Origin of the sequence: Acididesulfobacillus acetoxydans (assembly GCF_902729405.1) — a bacterium.
GTDB lineage: Bacteria > Bacillota > Desulfitobacteriia > Desulfitobacteriales > Desulfitobacteriaceae > Acididesulfobacillus > Acididesulfobacillus acetoxydans.
This window is the reverse complement of record NZ_LR746496.1, coordinates 3522538-3547893: the sequence shown is the minus strand read 5'-3', so window position 1 is coordinate 3547893 and position 25356 is coordinate 3522538. Positions and strand designations below refer to the sequence as shown.

At 52.3% G+C, this 25356-nt stretch carries 20 protein-coding genes; all 20 read left to right on the top strand.

Features of this window, described 5'->3' with window-relative positions; translation table 11 throughout:
- The first annotated feature begins 1 nt into the window (after window position 1).
- The 20 genes from MNU25_RS15790 to MNU25_RS15705 all read left to right on the top strand — a co-directional run bounded on the left by MNU25_RS15790 (window position 2) and on the right by MNU25_RS15705 (window position 25148).
- Complete coding sequence (locus MNU25_RS15790) at window positions 2–421, top strand: hypothetical protein (protein ID WP_240985940.1); 420 nt, start codon at window positions 2–4, stop codon at window positions 419–421.
- Window positions 422–433: 12 nt separating this feature from the next.
- A complete protein-coding gene (locus tag MNU25_RS15785) occupies window positions 434–2116 on the top strand; it encodes an efflux RND transporter periplasmic adaptor subunit (protein ID WP_240985939.1) in 1683 nt (560 codons plus the stop codon).
- Window positions 2113–4716, top strand: a complete 2604-nt coding sequence (locus MNU25_RS15780) for an efflux RND transporter permease subunit (protein ID WP_261486698.1) — start codon at window positions 2113–2115, stop codon at window positions 4714–4716. The genes MNU25_RS15785 and MNU25_RS15780 overlap by 4 nt, the downstream gene beginning before the upstream one ends.
- Complete coding sequence (locus MNU25_RS20145) at window positions 4617–5237, top strand: efflux RND transporter permease subunit (RefSeq protein ID WP_338077752.1); 621 nt, start codon at window positions 4617–4619, stop codon at window positions 5235–5237. The genes MNU25_RS15780 and MNU25_RS20145 overlap by 100 nt, the downstream gene beginning before the upstream one ends.
- 763 nt (window positions 5238–6000) lie before the next feature.
- Window positions 6001–8079 carry a molybdopterin-dependent oxidoreductase gene (locus MNU25_RS15775; protein ID WP_240985938.1) on the top strand — a complete coding sequence of 693 codons (2079 nt, stop codon included), beginning with the start codon at window positions 6001–6003 and terminating at the stop codon, window positions 8077–8079.
- A complete protein-coding gene (locus MNU25_RS15770; protein WP_240985937.1) occupies window positions 8072–8674 on the top strand; it encodes a 4Fe-4S dicluster domain-containing protein in 603 nt (200 codons plus the stop codon). Before MNU25_RS15775 ends, MNU25_RS15770 begins: the two co-directional genes overlap by 8 nt.
- A complete protein-coding gene (locus MNU25_RS15765) occupies window positions 8661–10331 on the top strand; it encodes a PucR family transcriptional regulator (protein ID WP_240985936.1) in 1671 nt (556 codons plus the stop codon). The genes MNU25_RS15770 and MNU25_RS15765 overlap by 14 nt, the downstream gene beginning before the upstream one ends.
- 346 nt (window positions 10332–10677) lie before the next feature.
- Window positions 10678–13158 (top strand): molybdopterin-containing oxidoreductase family protein, encoded by a 2481-nt coding sequence (locus MNU25_RS15760; protein ID WP_240985935.1) that lies wholly within the window; start codon window positions 10678–10680, stop codon window positions 13156–13158.
- 7 nt (window positions 13159–13165) lie between these two features.
- A complete protein-coding gene (locus tag MNU25_RS15755; protein WP_240985934.1) occupies window positions 13166–13882 on the top strand; it encodes a 4Fe-4S dicluster domain-containing protein in 717 nt (238 codons plus the stop codon).
- Between the two features lie 17 nt (window positions 13883–13899).
- A complete protein-coding gene (gene nrfD / locus MNU25_RS15750) occupies window positions 13900–15162 on the top strand; it encodes an NrfD/PsrC family molybdoenzyme membrane anchor subunit (RefSeq protein ID WP_240985933.1) in 1263 nt (420 codons plus the stop codon).
- Window positions 15159–15821, top strand: a complete 663-nt coding sequence (locus MNU25_RS15745; protein WP_240985932.1) for a TorD/DmsD family molecular chaperone — start codon at window positions 15159–15161, stop codon at window positions 15819–15821. Before nrfD ends, MNU25_RS15745 begins: the two co-directional genes overlap by 4 nt.
- A 786-nt stretch (window positions 15822–16607) precedes the next feature.
- The gene (locus tag MNU25_RS15740) at window positions 16608–16904 is read left to right on the top strand and encodes a nucleotidyltransferase domain-containing protein (RefSeq protein ID WP_240986884.1); all 297 of its coding nucleotides are present in this window, start codon (window positions 16608–16610) and stop codon (window positions 16902–16904) included.
- Entirely contained in the window at window positions 16864–17094 is a 231-nt protein-coding gene (locus MNU25_RS20635) for a HEPN domain-containing protein (protein WP_420838689.1), read from the top strand. Before MNU25_RS15740 ends, MNU25_RS20635 begins: the two co-directional genes overlap by 41 nt.
- A 366-nt stretch (window positions 17095–17460) precedes the next feature.
- Entirely contained in the window at window positions 17461–18285 is an 825-nt protein-coding gene (locus tag MNU25_RS15735) for a CPBP family intramembrane glutamic endopeptidase (protein WP_240985931.1), read from the top strand.
- A gap of 429 nt (window positions 18286–18714) precedes the next feature.
- Window positions 18715–19407 carry a Crp/Fnr family transcriptional regulator gene (locus MNU25_RS15730; protein WP_240985930.1) on the top strand — a complete coding sequence of 231 codons (693 nt, stop codon included), beginning with the start codon at window positions 18715–18717 and terminating at the stop codon, window positions 19405–19407.
- 122 nt (window positions 19408–19529) lie between these two features.
- Window positions 19530–19841, top strand: a complete 312-nt coding sequence (locus tag MNU25_RS15725; RefSeq protein WP_240985929.1) for a pyridoxamine 5'-phosphate oxidase family protein — start codon at window positions 19530–19532, stop codon at window positions 19839–19841.
- A 440-nt stretch (window positions 19842–20281) separates the two neighbouring features.
- On the top strand, window positions 20282–20926 hold the full coding sequence (locus MNU25_RS15720) for a DUF1287 domain-containing protein (RefSeq protein ID WP_240985928.1): 645 nt from the start codon (window positions 20282–20284) through the stop codon (window positions 20924–20926).
- On the top strand, window positions 20919–21242 hold the full coding sequence (locus MNU25_RS15715; RefSeq protein WP_240985927.1) for a hypothetical protein: 324 nt from the start codon (window positions 20919–20921) through the stop codon (window positions 21240–21242). Before MNU25_RS15720 ends, MNU25_RS15715 begins: the two co-directional genes overlap by 8 nt.
- Window positions 21243–21370: 128 nt before the next feature.
- Window positions 21371–23113, top strand: coding sequence for a sigma 54-interacting transcriptional regulator (locus MNU25_RS15710; RefSeq protein ID WP_240985926.1), 1743 nt, complete (start codon window positions 21371–21373; stop codon window positions 23111–23113).
- A 628-nt stretch (window positions 23114–23741) separates the two neighbouring features.
- Window positions 23742–25148, top strand: coding sequence for an APC family permease (locus tag MNU25_RS15705; protein WP_240985925.1), 1407 nt, complete (start codon window positions 23742–23744; stop codon window positions 25146–25148).
- The last annotated feature ends 208 nt before the right edge of the window (window positions 25149–25356 follow it).

Sequence of the window (25356 nt, the reverse complement as noted above, 5' to 3'; positions counted from 1 at the left end):
CATGCCCATTTCTACCGCCGGGATGAATGCGGTTCCCAAACCATTAATCGGTCGTGCTACAGCATTGCAGAATACGTTCCGTAATGTCTCCGGCTCGATCGGAACAGCAATTCTTAGTACCTTGATGCAAACTCACACGGATACCGCTTTCAACACATATCTACAGAATTTAAGTAATCATGTACTACAGGGCATTTCGAGCTATGGAATGAGTCCTTCCGTCTACGGAGTAACAAACCCCAAACAAGCGTTACATCTTTTGTTGGCTCTCAAGCAACTCGCTTTCCAGGCTGGTGCCCAGTACGCTTTAAAAATATCCATCATCATCATAGTCTTGGCATTTGTGGCGGCCTTAGCTATCGGGAAAAAGCAAGAACGATTTGGTTTGGATGGTGCACAGGCTGCCAAAAGCACCAAGTAAGGAGGAGTTGTTATGTTTCTTGTTAAAATGTCCGGTTCTGCCTCCCGTCGTCTGTCTTTGTTTTTGACCTATACCCTCATAGTACTCGCCCTCACCGGCTGCTCTCAGGTTACCGGGCCAACAGTAACAAAACTCCCTGTCAAAGTAGAGCCACTGAAGCTTACTGCCATACCGGATCCGGAAATCTTTCAGGGAATCATCACTCCCCACGTCCAGACCGATATTGCACCGGCCATTCCCGGCATCATTAAGTCTGTCTGCGTTGAGCCCGGCGACAAAGTCCACGCCGGTCAATTGCTCGCCAAATTGGATACCGATCAATTAAACGCTCAAAAATCTCAGGCACTCAGCGGAGAAAATTTGGCTCAGGCTCAAGGAGAAGCGGCAGCCAGCCAAATGCAGAATAACACTGATATTGCAGCTACTGCCCTGAGGACAGCCCAATCATCCTTGGCTAACGCCCAAGTGAGCGGCGGAAATGCCGTCTCACAAGCGCAAGCAAGCTTAAGCATCGCCCAGGCTCAACTGGTTAAAGCGCAAACCGCTAGTGCTAGTGCCGTCAGCTTAGCTAAAAGTGCGGTCGAAAGTGCTAAGACCCAATGGGAGGCTGCTCAAAGCAAAATGGCCGCGGTTCTTCAAATGGACCAGGACAACGCCACCAAGGCTAAGGATGCACTTGACACGGCTCAAACAATCCTAGAACGTATGCGTCAAATAGCTCACTCACTGACCGATCCCAATTTACTGGCCGCTCAGGCAGGCTACGATCAGGCCGCTATTGCTGCTCAAAACGCCCAGGGCAAACTTCAATCAGATCAAGCTGATAAAACAGTAGCGGTTGCACAATCTGCCTATCAACAAGCACTAAGTAATCTGCAAGTGGCCCGCCAGGCCAAAGAAGTTCAGGTGGCTGAGGCTACTGTGACTCAAGCGGAACAGGCTGTGCAAAATGCCCGGATGGCCCGGGACAGCGCCCTAAAATTAGCCCAGAATCAGGTAGAACAGGCTCAAGCGAGTTATCTGGCAACCCTGAACAATCCATCAGACTTGGTGAGTGAGGCACAAATAGCTTCTGCACAGGCCGCTGCCCAGGTCATTCAAGTCAATATCGACAAAGGTAATATCTATGCCCCCTTTGCAGGCAATGTTGTCGCAGTCAACGCCCAGGCCGGTCAAGCTGTAGGACCGCAAGCCGGTTTTCTTGTCCTCTCCTCAACACAACCGCAAATGGCAACAATCGAGGTTCCTGCAACCATTCTGAACAAAATAAAAGAAAGTTCCAAGCTCGAACTCGTTGTTCCAGCACTGAAAAAGATTCTTATCGGGGAAGTTAAGAATATTCATCCGGCTCCAGACCCAGCGAACGAAAAATATCCCGTCGATCTTGTTGTTGAAGCCCCCCCGAGGGATCTGGTCACTGGAATGCGTGTCGAGGCTCACTTAATTAACCAAAATCACCAAGGTATTCTTGTTCCGGCGGACAGCATTATCACTTTGCCTAGCGGTGCCCTGGCAGTTTACGTAGTAGATAAAGGCGTCGTTCACAGCAAGATCATTAAGACCGGCGTCATGAGTGGATCCGTGTATGAAATCACAGAAGGATTAAACCCGGGCGACCAGTTGGTCATAGAGGGACAGAACCTCCTTTCCGACAACGATAAAGTCAAAGTCGTGGGTGAGGGGGGAAAACAATGAAAATAGCGGACTTATCGATCCGCCGGCCTGTTACCATTTCCATGATCATGCTGGCTGCTATGCTTCTGGGCGCAGTGGCCATGTTTGGGTTACCCCAGGATCTTTATCCCGAACTAAGTTGGCCCACCGCCAGTATTGTAACAACTTATCCAGGGGGTTCTCCTGTTATTATTGAACAGCAGGTGACCAAACCCATTGAAGACTCTTTGCAAAGTCTCTCCGGCGTCGAGCAAGTCACCTCCAGTTCCTTGCCTAATGTCAGTACCATCACTGTACAGTTCAAATATGGCGTAGATCTCAATGCCAAGATCGAAAACATCCGCGGATATATCAACAGTATTAGCAATACATTACCAGCGGACGCCAAAGCTCCTATTGTTAAAGAGTTTAATCCCAGCGATTTACCGATTATGACCCTGGCTCTTTCCGGCAGCCAATCTTTGGAGGTGCTCTCATCCCTTGCAGATAACTTAGTTTATCCAACCTTGCAGCACCTCAGTGGCGTAGGTCAAGTTGATGAGATTGGAAATCTCAAACGGGAAATCCATATCGATGTTGATCCAAACAAACTGGATTATTATCATCTGGGAATACAACAAGTGGCACAAGCTATCCAATCAGACAACATCTCGGTCGATGTTGGTCAAGTCAATCAAAACAAGAACCTGATTCCATTGAACATAAGCGGACAATTTACCTCACCACAAGAGCTTTTAGCTGTACCTATCACAGTGGGTTCCACGACGTTGACCGTCCGGGATGTGGCCACTGTCAAAGATAGTTTTGCCGATATTACACTGGTCTCCCGTCTGGATAATAAGCCCTCCATAGGTTTTTCCATCAAACAAGCCAGTGGCGGCAATACCGTCAAGGTCTCAGATGAAGTCCGCAAAACCGTGGCTTCTCTGCAGGACCAATTGCCTCAAGGTGTTCACCTTACGGTGGTCAGCGACAATGCTCAAACCATACGGGAAACAGTCAAGGTTGTCAGTGAACACACTCTGTGGGGATTTTTACTGGGCGTCCTGTTCATGCTGGGAATTTTACGCAGTTTCCGTACAACCTTGGTTATCGCTTTCGCAATCCCGATCGCTGTTCTCTCCACTTTCATCCTCATGTATTTCTTTCATCTAACCATCAACACCATTACTTTAGGAAGCCTGGCAATTGCTTTGGGCTCTCTGGTCGATTTTTCAGTGGTAGTCTTGGAAAGTATATTTCGGGCCAGACAGTCCGGATTGGACAGCAAGACCGCAGCCAGTCAGGGTACACAGGAAGTGGGTATGGCCGTAATGGTGGCAGCGTTGGCCCAGATTAGTGTATTCGGTCCGGCTTTGTTCACAGGCGGCATCGCCGGTCAGATCTTTGCACCCATGTCCTTGGTCGTAGTCTTTGCTCATCTCGTTGCCGTAATTGTCGCCTTGACCCTTACACCCATGTTAGCTTCCCGGTTTTTAGCCGGTTCACGTTTTGCCCAAGAAGAATCTATTCCCGGCCTTAACGCCCCCTTTCGCCTTTGGGCCCCTTTTGACTGGTTCGCCAGAGGGATGCACTGGCTCACCCAAGGTTATCGTCGCTTGTTAGCATGGTCTTTGTCCCACCGTCTTACCGTAGTCCTGCTTTCGCTACTGCTTGTTGTCAGCGTTTTGCCACTCATCCCTCTGATCGGCAGTGAAATGATGCCCGCGGTGAATACTGGGCAGATCAATGTCGACATCACTTGCCCTGCCGGATACAACATTAAAGACACCGAACGCACGGCCAAAACCGTGGAAGAACGCATTCGCACCGGCATTCAAGGCGTGACCTCAATTTACACTCAGGTAGGAGGTGTAACAGGCGTAGATACCGGAGGTGCGGAAATAGCGAAAATGACCGTAACACTGGCTCCTGAGCAGAGAACAAACGTGACCAAGGATGCTTACTTGGTCCAAAAACTCACTTCTGCTCTTCCGGGTGTCAAGACAACGGCTAAACCAGCCAGCGCTTTGCGGGGACCGGAGACTGGAACCGTTGAGGTGGTTCTCACCGGACCCGATATGAACACATTGGCACTCCTCAGCAGCCAAGTAACGGACATTTTGCAGAAAGTTCCTGGGCTATCCTACATCGATAACCAACTTTCGTCAGGTATTCCCGCCTATAAACTTAGCATAGACCACAACGCTCTTGCTGCCAACGGGCTGAGCGAGCAACAAGTTATTTCAACCCTTTATAACTACAATCACGGGGCGACAGTCTCCACTTTTTATGAAGGAAATAACTCGTACGACATCATTCTTAAAACACCGGGAAAATTCTCGCGCGAAGTCTCGCAAGTTCTCGATGCAGAGGTTATGAACAATAAAGGTCAGCTTATTGCCCTATCCCAGGTTGCCAGCTTAAAGCTGTCCCAGCAGCCAACCGTCATCAATCACGAAAACGGTCTGCGTGCAGTCCATATCAAAGCAGGAGTCAGAGGTGTTTCCGTGGGCGAAGCAGAGAAAACCATTCAAACAAAATTAATGGCTCTACATCTGCCCAAAGGATACAAATTGATTCAGGCCGCAGCCAGGTACTTCAGAAAGATGCTTTCAAAGCCCTTGGAGGTGGTCTCGTGATCTCAGTCATCTTGGTTTACATGGTCATGGCCGGCATGTTCGAGTCTTTATTGACACCCTTCGTCATCATGTTCTCACTGCCGCCCACCTTCACGGGAGCCATCCTGGGGCTATTCCTGATGCACAAAACCCTTAATATGAATTCCTTGATGGGGATGATTATGCTCATCGGATTGGTTACCAACAGCGCGATAGTGTTGGTCGATTATACGAATCAATTGCGACGTCAAGGCCTGCCCCTGAAAGAAGCCTTACTCCGGGCAGGACCGATCCGGCTCCGCCCCATTCGTTTGACGGTAACGGCCACGGTGCTGGCGATGTCACCTCTTCTCATCTTGGGAGGAACCGGCACAGAGACTTTATCTCCGATGGCGGCCGTTATCACATTTGGTCTTGGACTTTCCACCTTGGTTACTCTCGTTTTGGTGCCGGTTATGTACATGCTCTTGGATTCGCTGATTCAAAAACTGCCTAAAAACGGTTACATCGACGATAAAGAGGGAGGGTACCCGCTGGATTGATGTGCCCAACCTAATGCATATTTGACTAAATCAAGCAACTGTTCCACCACGTTACCAATCGCTCGACCCGAACGCATGACAAGCGGGCAGTTTCTGCGTAACAGAACTGCCCCCACTTGATAGTGTCTACTCCGTGATTATGGCGCTAGAGGGCATAGAGGCCTGAGTTAAAGTAATTCTGACGCAGATTCCCGATGCACGGCTTAACGAACGGATTCGCAAACTAATTTTGGAGTTACCGAATTTAGACCTTAATGGTATTGCCATTTCCGGTGTGCCGCAGCCAGTCGTCTCGCTAAATTCGACTTAACAACTTGGAGTTTGGGAGGGAATAAGTGACGTCTTCTGGGCCTCCGGTTCTTTACCTCGCTTCTAAATAACGATATAATAATGTCAAAAAGAGAGAGGCCTAACAACTTTCGGAAATACAGAGGTGCCCTCTCTGCATAAGGATATTCTTTTTAAGCACTCAACCGGGATATTCGCCAACCGCGTCCTGAGCTTCTTATGACCTTAATATCACCCCGATTGTTTCGGGCAGAACCGGCAAATCTGCGGACCATCAAGGTTTAGAAAAAGATGATGGACTCTGTCTTCTGTATTGGCCGATGACAGCTATTTGCATCTGGAATTTCTGCCAGTTTACCCTTGACAAGTTCTGAATTTCTTCCTTGAGTAGGCCGGTGGTTTCTCTAACCTTGTCGATAGTCATACCTTTGAAAAAAGTACAATTTTCGTCAGGTCCGGAATGAGGTGGCAGCTCGTGGCTGAGAGTTTCATCAATGTCTGTCCCAGAGACTGTTTCAGCAGTTGCCGTTTAAAAACGACGGTGGACAAAGGAAAAATCATTAGTCTCACGGGAGATCCGAAAGACCCCTACACGCACGGCGCCCTCTGTGCCAAAGGGTATACCTATCGGCGCTCACAGGATGACCCCGAGAGGATCCTGTATCCGTTAAAACAGGAGGGAAAAGGATCCGGGCGATGGCGGCGCCTTTCCTGGGATGAGGCTTTAGGGGAAATCGCGGAGCGACTGGCGCGGATTAAAAGAGAAGAAAAGACTCTGTTGTCTGTCGCTTTGGACAAATACTTGGGGAGCACAGGGCTCCTCAACGGGACGGTCGATGCCTTTTTCCGCAGCCTGGGTCCTGTGACAACGATCATCGGCTCTCCCTGTGAACCGGCGGGGGTGGATGCACTTTTGCTCAGCTATGGTGCCTGCCGGAAGCCTGATCCGGAAGATATGGCGAAGGCGCGCTTGATCTTTATTTGGGGAGCGAATCCGGCCTGGACGGCGTCCCAGCAAATGCGCTATGTTTACGAAGCGCGGTCACGGGGGGCTGTGCTGGTGGTTATCGATCCGCAATTTTCGGCCACGGCGGCCCGCGGCGACCTCTACGTGGAGGTGAGACCGGGCGGAGACGGTTATCTGGCACTGGGGATGGCTAAGGTGCTGTGGGAAGAGGGACTTACGGACGAAAAGTTTCTGCGTGAGGCGAGTTGGGGTTGGGAAGCTTACAAGGAGTATGTGGAGAGTCTGCATTGGCCGGACATCACGGAGGAGAGCGGGGTGAGCGAGCCGGACATCCGGGATTTAGCCCGTCTCTTTGCCGGGCACAAGCCCGCGACCCTATGGCTGGGGATCGGGGCCCAACATCACCCCTCAGCGGGTCAGAGTTTTCGCGCCATCGATGCCTTGGCGGCCTTGACGGGAAATATCGGTATTCCCGGCGGCAATGTGCATTATGCGCTGCCGGCCGCGGCAGCGGAGGCAGGGACCTTTCCGGCTCTCGTTTTCCAGACTGAGGTGGAAAGAGGACTGCGGGCTGAGGATGGAAAAAACGCATCACGGTGCATTCCCACCGGGCGGTATCGGGAATTGGCGGAGTTGGACCCGGCCCTGCGCTTTCTTTGGGTGGCCGGACGGAACCCGGTGGCCCAGAATCCGGAGAGCGCCCGTGTTCGGGATGTTCTCAAGCAGATGGAGACGGTGGTGGTGGTGGAGCAAAAGATGACGGCTACAGCCGCTCTGGCGGACTACCTTTTGCCGGCAGCCGATTTTTTAGAATACGAAGATGTTATCGTTTCGACTTGGCACTATGGGGTTGCGCTCAACCAGAAAGCCCTGGAACCGGCCGGTGAAAGCCGCCCGGATTTCTGGATCGTACGTGAGCTGGCGCGAAAACTAAATGCCCTCAGCCCCGGGTTTAGTACTTTTCCAATTGACTTAGAAGCGGAGGACTGGTTGGATAGGGCATTGAAGCCGTATTACTCCGGCTGGGGTATGAAGCATTACCGGGAGCTGGCGGAGCGGCCGGCGCGGCTCAGCCTGCCCGCCGTTCCCTGGCGGGATCGCAGGTTTTTGACCCCTTCGGGCAAATACGAATTCTACTCGCAACGGGCGGAAAGGTTGGGGGTATCTCCTCTGCCCATTCCGGAGCGCCGGGGAAAGAGGTCTTCCGTTTATCCCTTGCAAATGCTCAGTGTACGCAGTTTTGCCGCTTTAAACTCCCAGTTTGGCCAGCTGTTTCATCTTCTGACCGGAGAAGGTCCCAAATTACTCGTTCATCCGGATACGGCACGGGCCAAAGGGATCGAGGACGGAGGAGGGGCCTGCGTATACAATGACTTGGGGGAGATTTGCCTGCCGGCTCTTTACACGCGCTCTGTTTCGCCAGATCTTGTGGTGACTTTTCTCGGCAGTCAAGATGGGAAGGAAAAGGGTCTGAATGTGCTTTTGAATTTGCGTGAAAGCGACCTGGGAGTTCTCAGCAGCGGAGCCAAAGGGCTCTCTTTCCAATCATGTTATGTCAATTTGGTAAGGTGTGTGGAACGTGGGTGAGAAAACTTTTTTGCTGGATCCGAATCTTTGCCTCGGCTGCAGGGCCTGTCAAATGGCCTGTGCCGCAAACCGGGGTTTAGCGCCGGGGGTCTTTTTACGGCGTGTGAAGGAGGTAGAGCTCAGGCGCAAGGGTCAATGGGTCAAGTATTTTTTGTCTTCGGCTTGTCACCAATGCCAGAACCCCGAGTGTGTGCGCCTGTGTCCGGAGAAAGCGTTGCGCAAACGCAAAGACGGCATTGTCATTCTGGATGCCGGCAAATGTTCGGGGTGTGGGGTTTGCCTGCAAGGTTGTCCGTTTGAGGCGCCGGTGCGGGACCCTGAAACGGGCCGGGTCTTGAAATGCGACTTTTGCTACGAGCGGGTGGACGAGGGGCTAGTGCCCTTTTGTGTCGAGGCTTGCCCAGTCAATGCTTTGCGATTGATCGAGCTCAGTGATGAGAGAGAAGAAAACCCGGAGTGGGTGCGCAGGTTGCCGGGAGTGGAGAACGTACAGTTGACACATCCCTCTATCCGGTACTACCCTTTGCGGGAAGGACGGCAGGTCAGACGCCACTGGGAAGCTCGGAAAGCGGGGACCAAGCGTGGGGAGGAATGAGCGGAGCCTTCGCCTGGAGTGGCTCGAGGCTTTCCTGAAAGGTCGGGATATCCCTTACTATGCGCGTAAAATAGCCGGAAAACTGTTGCGTCCGGTGGTGATTGTCAGTACGGCGGGTCGCGTGTTGGCTTTTCATGACCCTTCGGGTTCGGGGTTTGTACCCGGGGATTTTTCTCCCCCCCTTGCCTTCGGTCGAGATTGGGGGAAGCCGGCGCTCATGACTTGCGCCGAACTCCCGAGAACCTGTGGTAAGTGGCCGGGCCGCGGGAAAAGCGGGGAGATTGAGTATTTGGCCGTACCTTTAGTCGCCGAAAATCGTTACCTGGGATCTGTGTTCATTCTCGGTCAGCCTGTGCTGACCGCGGAGGAAGAGGAATACCTTTGGCAGGCGGCTCTGGCTCTCTTGCTCGTTTTCGAGGAAACGGAGCGCGGGCGGCTGAAGGAGGAGGGATACCAGACGGAATTTGTCCGCGACATTCTCTATAACAACTATGATTCGCGCCGGGACATCCTTGACAAAGCCCGCTTTTGGCATTGGGACCTGAGCGGGGCTTGGGCTTTGGTCGTGGCCGAAGAAAGAGGAGGGGCACATTCCCCGGACATTCAAACCGGGGTGAAGAAGAAAAAGGAGAAGAGAGACAAAGAGATAGAGAAAGAGACCGAGGTAGAGAAAGAGAAAGGGAAAGAGACGAAGGTAGAGAAAGGGGCGGAGGTAGAGAAGAAAGAGGCGAAAGTAGAGAAAGAGACGAAGCTAGAGAAAGGAACGACGGTAGAGGAAGAGACGGAGGTAGAAAAGAAAAAGACGCAAGTAAAGAAAGAAAAAAAGAAAGAGACGGAGGCGGCGAACGGGAAAGAGCAAGAGCAAGAGAAAGAGCAAGAGAAAGAGCAAGAGAAAGAGCAAGAGAAAGAGAAAGAGCAAGAGCAAGGGAATGAGAAAAGGAGTCTCGTTTATGGATTCGGCACCGGCCCGGCCCTTTTCGCGGCACATGCGGAGGGAAAACTAAAAGACTGGATAGTGCGCGCCATGCCCTTGGTGGGGCGGGATCACAGCCGAGAAACCCGGCGCCCCCACGCTATTATTCTTAATGCCCAGCTTCTGATATTGGTGCCGTTACTCGGCAAGGAGGAGAAACAACATAGGATGACGGTGTCGTCTTTCCTCGGGGATCTCCTGGAAGCGGGCGGCCGTCTGGGCCTTGCCCCTCTGGACATAGGGGTCGGTACCTTCGCCGATGCGATCGATGGGGTGTACAAGGTCTATCAGGAAGCGAAGCTGGCTCTGGAACTCGGTAAGGCCTTCGCTTACGACGGTCCGTGCTATTTTGCCGAAATGGGAGTTCTCAAGTTTATCTTCAGTCAGCCCGCCCGGGAACTGCAGGAGTTCAGTCAGCGTATTTTGGGCATTCTTATCAGGTATGATGAAGAAACGGAGGCGGATCTGCTGGAAACCCTGCAGGGCTATTTTGAAGCCCGAATGCAGGTACCGGAATGTGCCCGCACTCTTTTTGTGCATGAGAATACTTTGCGCGGCCGCTTGAAAAAGATCGAACAACTGACAGGTTTCGAGCTTCATCGTGTCGATCATTTGGCCAACCTCTATATCGCGTTGCAGGTCAGACGTTTAGGCGGGCAATCTCCGGGACCGAAGAGGGAATGAGGGGTTCTCCGCCGGTGCACGCAAGGAGCGGAAGAAATGGGGAAAAAGTGTGTCCAATCTGGGCCCGTCAACGTCCTTTTTGCCCTAAAAGCTCGAAAATGTGGACATCTTGCCCCGTCAAAATCTTAATACACAATCGCATTCGGACATTATGCGGCAGCCAAAACAATCGGGAATTCCGATAAAAGCAGAGCAGAGAAGATGGAGTTTTCAACAGTGAAAACTCCTTTTTATCGTGGTTTCCACAAAGGTGAAAGCTTGCGGCAAAACGTATTAATAGACGATGGACAAAACGCTTTGACAGAACGCTTTAAAGAAAGTACGTGTCCAAGTTAGGAGGGGGATTATGCCAAGAATCAAGCGGCGTCAGTTCATTAAAGGGATGGCAGGCGGCGTTGCGGCTGTAGGCGTGGGCCTATCCGGCCTGCGTTATCTGGAGCCGGCCGGGGTGGCCTCGGCTTCACCTTTGACTTCTGCTCCAGAGGAGAAGCTTTACCGCACTGGGCATTCCAACAATTGTGATGGATCCTGCGGGCACACGGTCCACGTGGTGGGCAACCGGGCCACTTTTATTGAGAGCGCTCCCTGGGAATCGAGCATTGACGGGAAAGTCAAAGAGGACTATCCGCCCCGTATCTGCTTGCGCGGTGTGTCCCAATTGCAAAACACATACAGCCCGGATCGGGTCAAATACCCTTACCGGAGGGTGGGCCCCCGCGGGTCGGGAAAATGGGAGCGCATCAGCTGGGAAGAGGCGACGACGGCTATTGCCGAGAACTTCCGCAAAGCACAAGAGAAATACGGCGCAAAGTCGGTTTGGATCGCTCCGTACACCGGTTCTCTCAGTTTGATTGAAGGGGTGATCGGGGCCGGTTATCGTTTTGCCAGCGCCATCGGAGCTTCAGCCGGGGATTTTGAGGGAGACAACGAAGGGGACAGCGCCTGCCCGGCCGGGTTTAACTATGTCTTGGCCGATCCGACGCTTCCGGCCAATGGCGGCGGGATCTTTGACGGGCACGAATATCTGGATTACCTGAATTCGAAAGTGATTTTCCTCTGGGCCAACAATCTGGCCGAGACCTCGATTCCGGATTGGCGCACCATTTGTGATGCCCGGAAAAACGGCACTAAGCTCGTCGTGCTGGACCCGCGTTATACGCCCACCGCGGCGGCGGCTGACCTTTGGGTGCCGATCCGGCCGGGGACGGACACAGCTTTGGTCGACGGCATGATCCGCTGGATCATTCAGAACAAACGTTTTGATGAGGCTTATGTGCGTCAATACACCGTAGCCCCGTACCTGATTCATCCTTTGACGAAGAAGTTCTTGAAGCATAAAGACATTGTGGCCGGGGGTGAGGACAAGTACCTGGTGGTCGATGAACAGGACGGTTCGGTCAAGAAATGGGACGATCCCGGCTTGAGCAAACCGTCTCTGTGGGGAACGCACGCGGTCGGCGCTTTGAAGGCCAGGACAGCCCTGCAGGTGTTGGCCGATACCCTGAATAAATACACGCCTGAGTATACGGCGAAGATCACGGATGTGGATGCGAAGACCGTGGTGCAACTGGCGGAACTTTATGCGGGGAATCATCCGGCCGGAGTGAAAGCCGGTTTCGGTCTTTCGCACTGGTATCGCGCAGATCTGACTTTCCAAGCGCTCCTGACGCTGTCGGCCTTGACCGGAAACATCGGCGTGCACGGCGGCGGTGTCACTATTTACAGCGGCGCCCTTTTGACCACGGCCTATGACATTCCGAGCTGGTTTTATCCCGATAAAAAACAGTACACTTATTTACCCCCTATGCAGGCGTGTGATGCCATGCTGGAGAGCAAACCCTATCCCGTCAAAGCCGCCTGGTTCATGGTTGATAATTATGCCCAGCAGATGTCGGATCGCAACAAGGTGATGAAAGCTCTCAACTCGCTGGACTTCTTAGTCGTGTCCGACTATGTCCTCTCGGCGACGGCGGAACTGGCCGATATCGTCTTACCGGCTTGCACTTATCTGGAGAAGACGGATTTGCTCGGCTCCGGTAATTATTATCTTCAGTATATGCCCAAGACGATTCAGCCGCTTTGGGAATCGAAATCCGACTTTGAGGCTATCGGCCTGGTCGCCGAGAAGATGGGAGTCGGACAGTATTTTCATAAGACTCCGGATGATTTTATCAAAGAAGTTCTCCATATCGGGGATCCCCAAGCGGATCCCACGGTGCGCGGTCTCACTTGGGACCAGCTGACGAAGGGTGCTTACCGGCTGAATACGGAAAGTGTCCCCTATGTGCCTTTTTACAACAAACAATTTCCGACCAAGTCGGGAAAAATCGAGTTTTACGTGGAATTACTCATTCCCTATGAGCAAGAGGTCTGTGATTACAAAGAACAAGCGGAGGCTTTTCCCAATAATCCTCTCTTACAAAAATATCCTTTAGTTTTTCTCAGCACGCATACTCGCTTCCGCACGCATTCACAGTATTGCAATTTGCCTTGGCTGAAGGAAATCAACAATAACGGGGAAGGATTCCTGGAAATCAATCCGCGGGATGCCGCCAAACGGGGAATTGCGGACGGAGATGTGGTGCGGGTGTTTAACGGGCGGGGAGAGATGAAAGTACGGGCCCGCCTGACGGAAGGGATTAAACAGGGCGTGACCAACTGCTACCAAGGCGGCTGGGCGACCCGCCAGGTGAAACACTATATCGAAGGGCACCCGAACAATCTGACCCATCAGATCGCCAACCCCGCCCAGACGATTGTTCCGAACTTCCAATCCAACGCGGCCTATTATGATTGTTTGGTCCAAGTCGAAAAGGTAAAGGGGTGAATAGAGTATGACCAAGCATTGGGGCATGGTGATTGACCAGAATCGCTGTGTGGGCTGCTGGACCTGCGCGGTGAGCTGTAAATCCATCAACAACGAGCCCTTAGGGATCTTTTGGAACCGGGTGCTGACAGGCGAGCCGTCCGCGTCCGCATCCGTATCCGGCGCGCCGCCGGCCAGCCAGGCGATCGATGTGCCGCACGGCGTCTTTCCGAACCTGGCCTTAGCCTATCAGCCGACTGCTTGTCAGCATTGTGCCGACGCGCCTTGTGAGAAGGTCTGCCCCGTCTCGGCGACTTTCCGCCGGGAGGATGGAGTGGTTTTAGTGGATTTTGAGCGCTGCATCGGCTGTCGCTATTGTCTGGCCGCCTGTCCTTACGGGGCGCGGGCTTTCAATTGGGAAAAAGAACAGTATGCGCCGGATTTTCCGGTGGGTTACGGACGGGACTACCGCACGGGCGGAAGACTCGTCTTCACGCCGGTGCGCCCGGTGGGTGTGGCTGAGAAATGCACCTTCTGCGTTGAGCGGATCGATGTGGGAAAAAAACCGATGTGTGTGGAAACCTGTCCGGCGGGAGCCCGTATCTTCGGAGACTTGAATGACCCGGCCAGTGAGGTCAGCCAAGCGGTGAACCGGCAAGGCGGACGGCAGTTGCTGGCTGATTTGGGGACCCGCCCGAGCGTTTACTATCTGGCTGTGGATAGGCAAGGGCGCCTGACGGATTGAGAAAGGAGGGAACGGTTATGGTTAAGGACCCATCGACTCGCACGAGGTATCTGACTTGGCTCGTTGTTTTAAGCATTCTGCTCCTGGCTGCCCTCGGGGCATGGGTCTACGAGTTGATTTTCGGCTTGGGCGCCACCGGCATGCGGGATGTGATTTCCTGGGGATTATATATTCTTTCCTTTGCTTTTTTCGTTAAGCTCTCGGCCGGCGGACTCATTGTGGCCTCGTCGGCGGAGGTGTTCGGAATCAAGGGACTGAAACCTTTGGCCAAACTGGGGGTATTGACGGCGGCTGTTTGCGTTTTGGTGGCCGGGGTTTCGATTCTGCCGGATTTGGGCCGGCCGGACAGGCTGCTCAACCTATTTATCTATGCCCATTGGTCTTCCCCTATGATTTGGGATATTACCATTATCACGCTCTATTTTCTCCTGGCTGTGGCGGAGCTATGGCTGATGTCCGCCAAGATGCCGGAAGCAAAGCGGGCCAGAGGCTTAAAATGGGCGGCGGGAATCGGCTTGCCGGCGGCCTTTGCTCTGCACTCGATCACGGCCTGGATTTTCGGTCTCCAGATCTCGCGGCCTTTCTGGAATACGGCTTTGATGGCGCCGCTCTTTGTCGTGTCGGCGATTCTCTCCGGCACGGCTCTGGTAAGCTTGATCCTCTGGATTTTGCAGCGGGTGGACGCGCTGGTTGTGCGCGGCGAAACTTGGCGCAAACTGAGCGGACTTATGGCGGTCAGCTTGGCCATCGATCTCTTTTTCGTCTTGAGCGATTACCTGACGGTACTCTGGGACGGAGTGCCAAAAGATCTGCAGGTGCTTAGCACCCTGCTGCCGGGCGGGGGCTACCAACTCTTCTTCTGGCTGGAGTGGGTGATCGGCGGCGCTATTCCGTTGCTCTTTCTTATCCTTCCCAGTCTGAGGCGCCGGGTGGGCCTGATTGCCGCGTCCGCCGTTCTGATTCTGGTCGGGGTATATGCTTACCAGGTGGAACTGGTCGTGGCGGGGATGGCTAACCCGCTTATTCAACTGCCCCCGGGAATTTCCCTGGGAACCTACGTTCCGGGCGAGTCCGTGTTTCAATTGGTGGGGCATTATACTCCCACCTGGGTGGAGCTTACGATTCTCCTCGGCCTTTTAGCCTTGATCGCTTTGCTCGTCACACTGGGTTATCGTTATCTGAGCATTAAAGCGTCTCTGACGGAAGCCACCCCGGAAGCGGGCGATAGGTTGGACACCGACGGGGCCCGCCGCCGGATCGTGAGGGGTGAGGCGACGTGAAAGGAGAGGTGGCCGGACTCTTGAGTTCGTGGTGGACTCCGCCCGAAGTACTCGCCGTCGCGGACCGGTTGGAGCCGGGGCGGGAGGAGAGCGCACGCGAGTTGTGGCATGAGCTTGCTTTGCCCGGAGAAGACATTCTGGCGGATCTCTTTGCGGCTCTCACCCGGGAGAGGGCATCCTTACGGCAGGAGTACGAGCGTCTTTTTGTGGGGCCGGGTCCGGTGCCTTGCCCCCCTTACGAGGCGGTTTGGCACACAGATCGTCCACGCCACGAGGAAGGAATGGTTACCGGGGAAGCCACGGAGGAGGTGCTCAGGCTTTACGCGTCTTTGGGGCTGCGGGTGCGCTCCGGCGCTTCCGAACTTCCGGACCATCTGGCGATAGAGTTGGAAGCGCTGGCTTATGCTTGGAAAACCGGGGCTTCAACCGCGGAGGCGGACCTTCTGCTGGGGGCGCACCTGGCCTGCTGGCTTCCTCCTTTCTGTGCATCGGTCATAGGCCGGACAGAGCTGACTTTCTACAAAAGCTTGGCGACGCTGACGCTTATGTGTGTGCAGGCCTGGGCGGCAGAGAGAGGGGTAGTCGAGTGCTTGGCGGATTCCGGCCGCACTATGTCTCAGACTGTGGGGGGCGCCGGCGGGTCCGTTGAGAAATTTTGAGTACTCCTCAACAGCGTAACCCTTAGGCACACAAGTAATAAAGTAAGACGGCTAGAATCGTATGCAAGCGAAGAAACAGCCGAGTAGGGTATAATGTGGGTAAGTACAGCGAAATAGGTGCGGGGTGGGCGGCTTTTCTCCCGGATAGTGCTCCTTATGCTATGGGAGACTTGTTTAGGCACCGCCCCGGTTTGGCGGGAGTTCTGTCAGGAGCGCCAGATGGGCGGAGTCTGACTCAGTGCCTTAGAATTTTCCGATGGTGATGGGATCAATGCTGGTTATACAGGTGAGGACAGCAGAACAAGAGGAACAGACAGTTACCCCTTACGACAAGCCGATTGTCATCGAAACTGCTGTTGCATAGAACAGATAGCGACCGATGAGTTCCCCAGCCAGAATGAATAATAAACATACGTCGTAAGGATTGGCCTTTATGGCCCCGGTCTTGCCGACACAACTGCGAGAATTACCGGTTTGCGCAGGAGCTTGCCGTATATATCTGCCAAATTGTATTTCTTAGCCGCATAGACAATACTAACCGCGGCAGCCGCGGGACCCATCAAAAATGTTGTCCCGAAAAACGCCAGGTAAGTGTTATAGCTTTCTTTGCTAAGTTTGGTAGTCGGGACGGATACAACGCTTGGACAAGAAGATTTACCAAAACCTTTTTAAGATGAGGGAGTGCGAGCGCGTTTAGCAAAAAGCCCTGGGATCAGGGCTTTTGCTCTCTCTTGATGTATGGTATAATCTTACAAAGGAAGAAAGAGGGTTGCCACTGTGGATGAAATGCTCAATACATTAATTGGCAGAATTGTACAATCCATAAACCCCGACAGAATCATCCTTTGTGGGTCCAGAGGCAGAGGACAAGAAGGGCCACACAGCGATTATGATTTCTTGATACTGAAACGAGACATAGATAATCGTCGTACTTTGTCGCAACAGTTGTATCGAACATTTGTCGATGTTCCTGCCGCCGTAGACATACTTGTGGAGACCCCGGAAAAAGTAGAAAAGCACCGGGATACCCAAGGGTTCGTGTATGCTGAGGCGGCAAAAGGACGTGTCGTTTATGAGCGATGAACCATGGAAAATGTGGCTCCAGAGAGCAAAGAGTAATCTTACAAGGGCAGGGTTTGGCAGACAAACGCAAGATATACTATATGAAGATCTTTGCTTTGATGCCCAACAGTCATCTGAAAAGGCACTAAAAGGGGTAATGGTACTCTTGGGGTCAGATATCCCGAGAACCCATTTCATAGGATACCTTTAACGGCTAATTGAGGACTCCGGAAAAGTTGAAATTCCTGAAAATCTCAAAGAGGCAGCAATTTTACGGATTATGCAGCTACAACTCGCTACCCTGGGGATTGGGAACCAGTAGATGAGTCCGAATACAAACGAGCGGTTTTTCTGGCACAAGAAGTCTTCCAGTGGGTGTTACTATTGATCTCTAAGGTAAATCATCAGTAGACGGGATGCCGGGTGACATCCCGGGGTCATTCTTATCCGCTGGTATTTCGTGAGACCTTATCGAAAGATAATTGCCGTTGGGAGCATTGAGGGTGGACGATGGGGTACAGATTTCGCGGGGTATCCGGATTTAGAGATTCTCATACTTGCTCCAGGGGTATATAAGATGGATAACTCAGAAGAAGCAACTGCACAGGGGAAATCTCCATCGGGCACATCGATCTTGGTATTCTTTGCATTAGTCTTTGCTTTAGCCATTCCTTTCTGGGTGATGGGTGGTTTGACAGGTCGGCAACTATTACCAGGCCTACCAATAGACGCACTGATGGCAGTTTGTCCAGTGCTGGCCGCATTGATTCTTTCTTACCATGAGAATGGGTCAGTGGGTGCAAAGGTATTGCTTAAGCGGGCCATAGATTACAAACATATTACGTTGAAGCGGTGGTACGTTCCGACACTTCTGTTGATGCCATTTGTGATGGTTTTGTCGTTCGATGTAATGCGCTTAGAAGGAACGCCTGTTCCAATTCCTCAGATCCCAATAGTTCAGACTTTGATTTTGTGTATTCTGTTTTTTGTTGGCGCTCTAGGCGAGGAACTGGGCTGGTCAGGCTATGTCATCGATCCGTTGCAACATCGTTTGGGGGTGCTACAGGCCAGTATTGTTTTAGGGGCCGTTTGGGCAATCTTCCATTTTGTTGCGTTAACCCATGCGTACCGTTCGATGTCGTGGATTGCTTGGTGGTCACTAGGCACGGTGGCACTACGAGTGATAATGGTCTGGCTTTACAACAATGCCGGCAAGAGTGTCTTCGCTGTGGCACTTTTTCATATGACGATCAACGTTACGTGGCAACTGTTTCCTATTAATGGCTCTTATTATGATCCGCGTGTTACTAGTGTAATCTTGGCCTTAGTGGCCATTATCGTTATCGTCATTTGGAGACCACGAACTTTGTCTCGATTCGGAAAGGCCCAGAGGGATACATAAGCCAAAATCTGTCCGCATTTCTTTTCGCCGATGCATGAAGGTCAATTTCTTTTTCCCGCTACAGATGGCCGCGTATTGCCATGCTCCGGCCACCTCACGGATAAGCCATTACCCCGCCGTAGCGCCTTGCTAAGTTCAAGAAGCTGGCTGGATAAATCCTAGCCAGCGGCAGGTAGCGAGTCTTGCGTGTGGAGTCGCCGGATGGTGGCCTTCTACCCGCAGAGCGGCATAACATGCCGCTAACAGTTTGAAGGGAGGAGAATTAATGAAGATAGTTGCAGTTGCTGATATTCATTCTAAGGACAAATACAGCGAAATAGGGTGCAGGGTGGGCGGCCCACCCGCTGACTACCGTGAAAAAACGGATACTTAAGTAAAGCGGAGGCTTAACGGCGACCGTATAAAGGCAATTTGGAAGGATGAACCGGATTGGCGAAATGTATCAACTGCCTTAAGGAACTGGAATTGTTTCGCGGATTGGAGAAAGAGGAATTTGCCAATGTATGCCTCGCCGCTAGCAAACAGATCATCGAAAAAGGGAGTTATTTGTTCACCCAAGGTGAGCCGGCAGATACCCTTTTCCTAGTGAAGGGTGGTAAGCTGAAGCTTGTTCAGTTAACTGAGGGTGGACGCGAGATTATTGTTGACATTTTGGGGCAAGGGGAAGTTCTCGGGGAAACCGTACTTTTTCAAAGAGAAGAGCATCTGTACAGCGCCAAAGCCATTGAGACGACAAAGGTCTGTTCTTTTAGCATGGCTCAGTTTGAAACCGTGATAAAAAGTAATCCGGCTCTCGCTGTGAAGATGATCAGCCACCTGGGACAAAAACTTTACGAGTTTATCAGGTTGGCTGGGGAGATAACTGGCACATCTGCCAGAGAAAGACTTCTGCACGTTCTGCATCATTTGGCTGACGAGCACGGGCGGCCGGTTGAGAAAGGGATTCTGATTGAGTTGGACCTCACACAGCAGGAGTTAGCTGACATGATCGGCGTTTCAAGAGTCAAAGTTGCTCAGATTATCGGCGGATTGAAAGAGTCTGGAGTCATCCAACGCAAGGGGAAGTCTTACTTTTTAGCATCTGACCCGTGCCTCTTAAGAAATTTTCCAGAAGGTCAATGAGACGGGGGTTCAAGAACAGCCGCTGCCTATTCAGTTGGCAGAAAAAAATTCCTAAAGTGTAAACAAGTTTACTGTGAGATTCTTGGGGATGCTCTAAGATAGTTGTCAAGGAGGCGATAAGCGTGATAATAAGCGAGGAAATCAAAGAATTAATCGACCAGGCTCCCATGGTACCGATTGCCACGGTTTCGGCCGAAGGGGAACCCCATCTGATCGTGGTAGGAAAAGTTAAAGAAGTGCGGGAGAACGACATATTGACCTTTGGGGTTTATAAGATGGAAAAGACCCAGCAGAACATCAAGGCAAATGGCTTGATGCAGGTCATTATTGCAGTGCGAGAGGGCGGCTCCAAGGGATACCGTCTAACGGGGAAAGCATCTGTGGATGGCGGCTTGGTCTTGTTTAAGGCAGAACAGAGGGAAAAGCTGCTTTAGATTTTTAAGGAAGTTTAGGTAAAGTCTAAAACGGAAATTGGGTTTTTCGGGCTATACAGGCCTTTTGAAAGCGATTTAGGGGGCAATGAAGACATTCATACTAGAAAGATTGTAATTTAGGCTCTACCCGGGCAAGAGAAAGAGGTACTCTCGAGAAACGGAAGGTTTCTTGAATGAGCGCCTCTTTCTTTTTCGGTGCAGGGGCGGAGGTTCTTCGGAGCGGCTTGGAATCTCAGGCCAGTCGCCGGCTGTTCAGTGAGCTACCCCGAAGTCGCGGGGGTTGGATTCGCCTGATGTTGCCGGTGATCTGCGGTATCTGAGCGGGTGAGAGGGCCTGTGATAGCTGCTTTTTTCGGGGCCATTAACCTTCGAAGCAGGAACTAGAGGAAGCGTGTCGAATGAATGACTCATTGAGGGAAATGGTAGGGGTAGGAAGGTAGGTGTTTTGTGTGTTTCGTGGCCTTAAATGGCTGGTCATTCTGGTTATTCTTCTTCCCATCGCCGGCTTCTATGTATGGTTCTTTCATACATTTCATCCAGCCCGGCTGGGAGTGATAACCTCCGCGACTGGACTGTCTCAAGAAGAAAAGGTTGTTCAGGCTGCAAAGAGTTTACAGGGGATTCTTTACGACTACTCGGGCGGTCGACTCCTGAGATTCGGTCTTCTAGTCTGTACCGACGTGCCGCGCCTGAGTTACCAGGCAGCAGGCATCGATATTGGCAGCCTGATGGCCGCAGATTACAAAAGACATCCGGATCACTACTCCGCCTTCCCTGGCAACAACCCGTCTACCTCTTATTTCGATCGTCGGGTAGAAAACCAAAAGGTTTTTTTCAGCGATACTGGCAGGCTGATCCGGAATTGCACGGCCCCAGAGCCGGGTGATTCCGTATTTTACGGTTCATCTCATGTAACTATGGTTCTGGCAGTATACCCTGACCATACCTATGATGAAATTGAAACGGCGCCGGGAACTTGTCTTGCGACTGTTCATTATCACAAAAAGTGGACACCCAGGGACGTGGGTCGATTCAAACGGCTGACGCAGCTGCGGCCTGGTGGGAAGGGGTTACTGAATGGGTGAAAAATATACCGAATTGAATTCCAGCTTTTTTGATAAATGGATTGACAAGGGCTGGGAATGGGGACGACCTATTGGTCATGACGTCTTTGAAAGAGCAAAAAGTGATGATTGGTTTGTACTATTAACACCTACTAAACCCGTACCTAGGGAGTGGTTTTGTGAAATGAGGAATGCTGACATACTGGGTCTAGCTTCCGGCGGTGGTCAGCAAATACCAATATTTACTGCACTGGGTGCAAGATGTACAGTATTGGATTATTCGAAAAAACAGTCCGGGAAGCAGAGTGGCTTTATGATCATTTTGTTGACCACGTAGTATACGGAATTCTGGCACGGGAATGGAAGTAGTGACAGTAGTAGGCAGTTGTTGGGTCTGAGGGAAGTGGGAGACAAGGTGTGAAAGGAGAGGTCTGCAGGACAACGTGCACTGGGGAGGTGTGGAATGTGAGCTTGGAGAGGGCATTTGCGGAAATTTACCATGGCGTTATCGTTATAGATCTTGAAGGACGGGTTGTGGCCGCAAATAAGGCTGCGGCCGAACTTCTGAATATTCAGGAAGGACTCGTCGGTCTGCCCGCGAGCAGCATTCCGCCCGGCAGGGGGATTATGGCGGTGTTGAGCACGGGTACGCCCATCTGGCGGGATAAAGTGGCCGTGAACGGTCGCGTCTTGGTCTTTCATCACCAGCCTTTCCGTAAGGAGGGCCGGCTGGGCGGCGTGGTGAGCTCTTTTCAGGACATGAGCGGCTGGGAGGCTAAGGAGCGGGAACTGGAAACGGTAAGACAAGAAAACCGTGAGCTGGAGGCTATTTTTGACTCGTCATTTGATGAAATCTTTGTGACTGACGGTCAAGGTTACACCCTGCGGGTCAATAAGGCGGGCCAGGGTTTTTATGGCTTGAACGAAGCGGAAATTGTCGGCAAACATGTGAGTACACTGGAGGAGGAGGGCCTTTTCTCCCCGAGCATTACTCCCCAGGTGATTAAACTGAAGAAACGCTTGACGTCTGTCCAGACGACGAAGAACGGTCACAAGATTATTGTCACAGGCAATCCCGTCTTTGATGAACAAGGTAAGATCATCCGCGTCGTCACGAATTCCCGTGACATTACCGAACTGAGCAACCTGCGGCAGCGCTTGGAAGAGACAGAGAAACTGATGGATAGCTACCGCAGCGAAATCGCCAAATTGCGCCTGGAAAGGTTGAAACTGACGGATGTCGTCAGCGATAGCCCAGCCATGCGGAATATTTTGGAACTGGCGGAAAGGGTGGCGGGGGTTGATTCCACGGTGCTCATCGAAGGAGAATCAGGAGTCGGCAAAGGCGTGGTCGCGGCAAAAGTCCACGACTGGAGCAAGCGCCGGGAAAAACCGTACATTACGGTTAACTGTGGGGCTATCCCGGAAACCCTGATCGAGTCCGAACTCTTCGGCTATGAGTTCGGTGCCTTTACCGGCGCCAAGAAAGAGGGCAAAAAAGGGCTTTTTGAACTGGCCCAAGGCGGCACTGTGTTCTTGGATGAGATCACGGAGCTGCCTCTCAATCTCCAGGTCAAGCTTCTTCATGTTGTTCAGGAGAGGAGAATCATGCGCGTCGGGGGAGGCGAACCGGTCGCGATCAATGTTCGGATCATAGCCGCGACCAATCGCGATATGAAGAGCTTGATCAAAGAGAAGAAATTTCGCGAGGATCTATATTACCGTCTCAATGTCGTACCGGTGGTTATTCCGCCGTTGCGCATGCGCAGGGAAGATATTCCGGGCTTGATTGAGCATTTTCTGGCTGCGTGCGGGGAGAAATATGAACTGCAAAAACGGGTATCAGCGGAGGCGTTGAAATACTTGGTTGCTTACAATTGGCCGGGTAACGTTCGGGAGCTGGAAAACCTGATCGAGCGCTTCGTCGTGACCGTGGATGGACCGGAAATTTTACCGCAACACTTGCCGGAGTATCTTCGCCGGGCGGACCCAGGGGGCGAGAAGCTGCTGGTCTTAGATATTTGCCCCCTGAAAGAGGCTATGGAAGAGTTGGAAAGGCAGCTTTTGGCCAAGGCTTTGGCTCGTTTTCCCAATACCTACCGGATGGCGGATGCCTTAGAAGTCAATCAGTCGACCATTGTAAGGAAGTTACATCGTTATGGAATTTCGAAGAATCTAGCGCGCTACCGGGATGAAGAGACAACCTAGGGGGCTTTGTCTCATGCAGGGATGCATGATGCGAATTTAGCTGGGCATGAGGGAACGAAGCGGAAACAGTGCAGGCGGAACGAGTGCGGTAAGGGGTGAGGGGTCGCTTTTAATGCAATGGCGCATGAAGGCGGCCCCCCCTGATTCTTCTCGGAGGCCCGAAGAAGGGCGGAAAGGCCGAAAATATCCAACGGGCACGAGTCTGGCACAGCAGTTGCTACGGAAATTACTAAGTTCCCAAGGATATTTAGAGGACATGTATTTTTTGGCTAAGCAGGAAGTATAACTTTCACGGCGCATACCCATAGGGCATAAGAATTCTTACGAAATCAGAGATTTCGAGAATTCGTTATAAGTGCAACTAAGTCTTCGGCCTGCGCTAAAGTTTGGCGCAGCCAAGGTTTCTTTATTTGCGCCGTTGGGCCGGAGCGGAGGAGTCGGATTGACCCCAGTCCCTAAGGGGGTTGTTGTTTTACTTCCAAGGAAGAAGTTGGATGAGAAGCCGTTGCAGGGGGAAAGGAGGGCGGAGCATGTTGTAAGTGGAGTGAAGATTGGAAAGAGTGAAAAAAGGAGTATTTTGGCGAACGGTGCGCGGAAAGTAATCCAAGATCGCGGGAGGTGTTTATCCATGTCCGATGACGTGAGGGTCGAAGTACCCCGACTCAGGAAAAACGCTTTGAGCCTGAGCGAAATAGTCTCTTCTTCCCTGGCCAATGTGGCCCCGGCTATGTGTATCTACTTTTCTCTTTCCCTCATCGTGGGCGGGGCCGGCATAGCAGCCCCCTTGACCATCCTCTTGGCGGCGATAGCCATGGGTTTCCATGCCAATGCGATTACCGAGTTTACCAAAGCCCTGCCGAGCACCGGATCTTATGTTACCTTCATCGGCAAATCTTTCGGTCGGCGCATGAGCGTGATCGTGGCGCTCATGTACGTCTTTTCTTATATTGTGGCTATTGGTTCGGTCATAACTATGGGTGGTTATTGGACGGCGGATATCCTGAAGAATTTCTTGAGTGTCCAGGTGCCCTGGTGGCTGATCAGTGTTTTGTTCGTGCTGCTCGTTTACTGGTTGACGACCTCCGGCATTAAGTTGTCCGTGCGGACGATTGTGACGGTTTTTGCCTTTGAAGTGGGTCTTTTGTTAATATCGGCGATAGCCATGCTGATCGTTGCCCACGCTTACATCAGTTTTGCCCCGCTTAACCCGGCGAACCTGAAGAACGGCTGGGGGGGTGTCGGGTTGGGCTTCCCCATCGCCATATTTATGTTCATAGGGGTGGGAAACTCGGCCCCGCTGGCGGAGGAGACTGAAAACCCGCGGAAGAATGTGCCCCGCGCGGTCTATGCCTCGGTCATTGTGGCCGGGCTGTTGTACACTTTTCTCGGTTATGCGACGATTATCGGTCTGCATGCCGACGAAGCGGCCATTGCTAAGGCGAGTGTGCCCTTCATAGACGCGGCTAAAGTCGCTCTGGGCGGCTTCGTCATTCTGGCTTATCTCGCCGGCTTTACCAGCACTCTGGCCTGTCTGATCGGGGCCACTAACGGGCAATCCCGGGTGATATTCAGTGCTGCCCGTGAAGGACTCCTGCCTAAATGGCTGGCAGGAGTGGGGCGTAAACAGACGCCCGTGGCCGCCATACGTTTCTATCTGGTTGTTGCCTGCCTGGTAACCTTTATCTGGAGCATCACGGCGGCCCCGCTCGACGTTTATGGTTATCTGAGTACCTTGGGAGCTATCGGTGTCATTCTCGTCTATATAACTCTGAATTTTGCCCTGACTGTCTTTTTCAAACGCCAGCGCCCGGGAGAGTTCAGGGTCTGGCTGCATGGAATTGTGCCAGCCGTGAGTACCCTCACCATGCTTCTGCCCCTCTGGGGATTGGTGCAGCCCGGTCAACCGGTACCCTTCAACGTCTTTCCCTACGTAGTCCTCATCTACCTTGTTTTGGTCATAGCCTATGCTTTGGTCGCCACTAAGATGAATCCGGAACTCGGCAAACGAGTAGGCAGCGTGGTGGCGGATAAATAGAGGGGGGTGACAGGTTCGGCACTCTCGCATGTCCGGGCAGGCGGCCCGAGGGATATGTGCCCATCAGGGAGCCGCGGCTTTGCGCGCCAAGGAAGCCAGAAGGGTCGAAATTGTGAAATTAGCAGACACTGCTATAGACACCATTCCGGACGGACTTTGGGGCGCTGGCGAGCGGGCCGCAGGCGCCGAGGGGTGCCTTATAATATAG

Excerpts from the sequence above, each read along its gene's own strand:
- MNU25_RS15790 (WP_240985940.1), top strand. The coding sequence starts at position 2 with ATGCCCATTTCTACCGCCGGGATGAATGCGGTTCCCAAACCATTAATC.
- MNU25_RS15785 (WP_240985939.1), top strand. The coding sequence starts at position 434 with ATGTTTCTTGTTAAAATGTCCGGTTCTGCCTCCCGTCGTCTGTCTTTG.
- MNU25_RS15780 (WP_261486698.1), top strand. The coding sequence starts at position 2,113 with ATGAAAATAGCGGACTTATCGATCCGCCGGCCTGTTACCATTTCCATG.
- MNU25_RS15760 (WP_240985935.1), top strand. The coding sequence starts at position 10,678 with ATGCCAAGAATCAAGCGGCGTCAGTTCATTAAAGGGATGGCAGGCGGC.
- MNU25_RS15755 (WP_240985934.1), top strand. The coding sequence starts at position 13,166 with ATGACCAAGCATTGGGGCATGGTGATTGACCAGAATCGCTGTGTGGGC.
- nrfD (WP_240985933.1), top strand. The coding sequence starts at position 13,900 with ATGGTTAAGGACCCATCGACTCGCACGAGGTATCTGACTTGGCTCGTT.
- MNU25_RS15740 (WP_240986884.1), top strand. The coding sequence starts at position 16,608 with ATGCTCAATACATTAATTGGCAGAATTGTACAATCCATAAACCCCGAC.
- MNU25_RS20635 (WP_420838689.1), top strand. The coding sequence starts at position 16,864 with ATGCTGAGGCGGCAAAAGGACGTGTCGTTTATGAGCGATGAACCATGG.
- MNU25_RS15735 (WP_240985931.1), top strand. The coding sequence starts at position 17,461 with ATGGATAACTCAGAAGAAGCAACTGCACAGGGGAAATCTCCATCGGGC.
- MNU25_RS15715 (WP_240985927.1), top strand. The coding sequence starts at position 20,919 with ATGGGTGAAAAATATACCGAATTGAATTCCAGCTTTTTTGATAAATGG.
- MNU25_RS15705 (WP_240985925.1), top strand. The coding sequence starts at position 23,742 with ATGTCCGATGACGTGAGGGTCGAAGTACCCCGACTCAGGAAAAACGCT.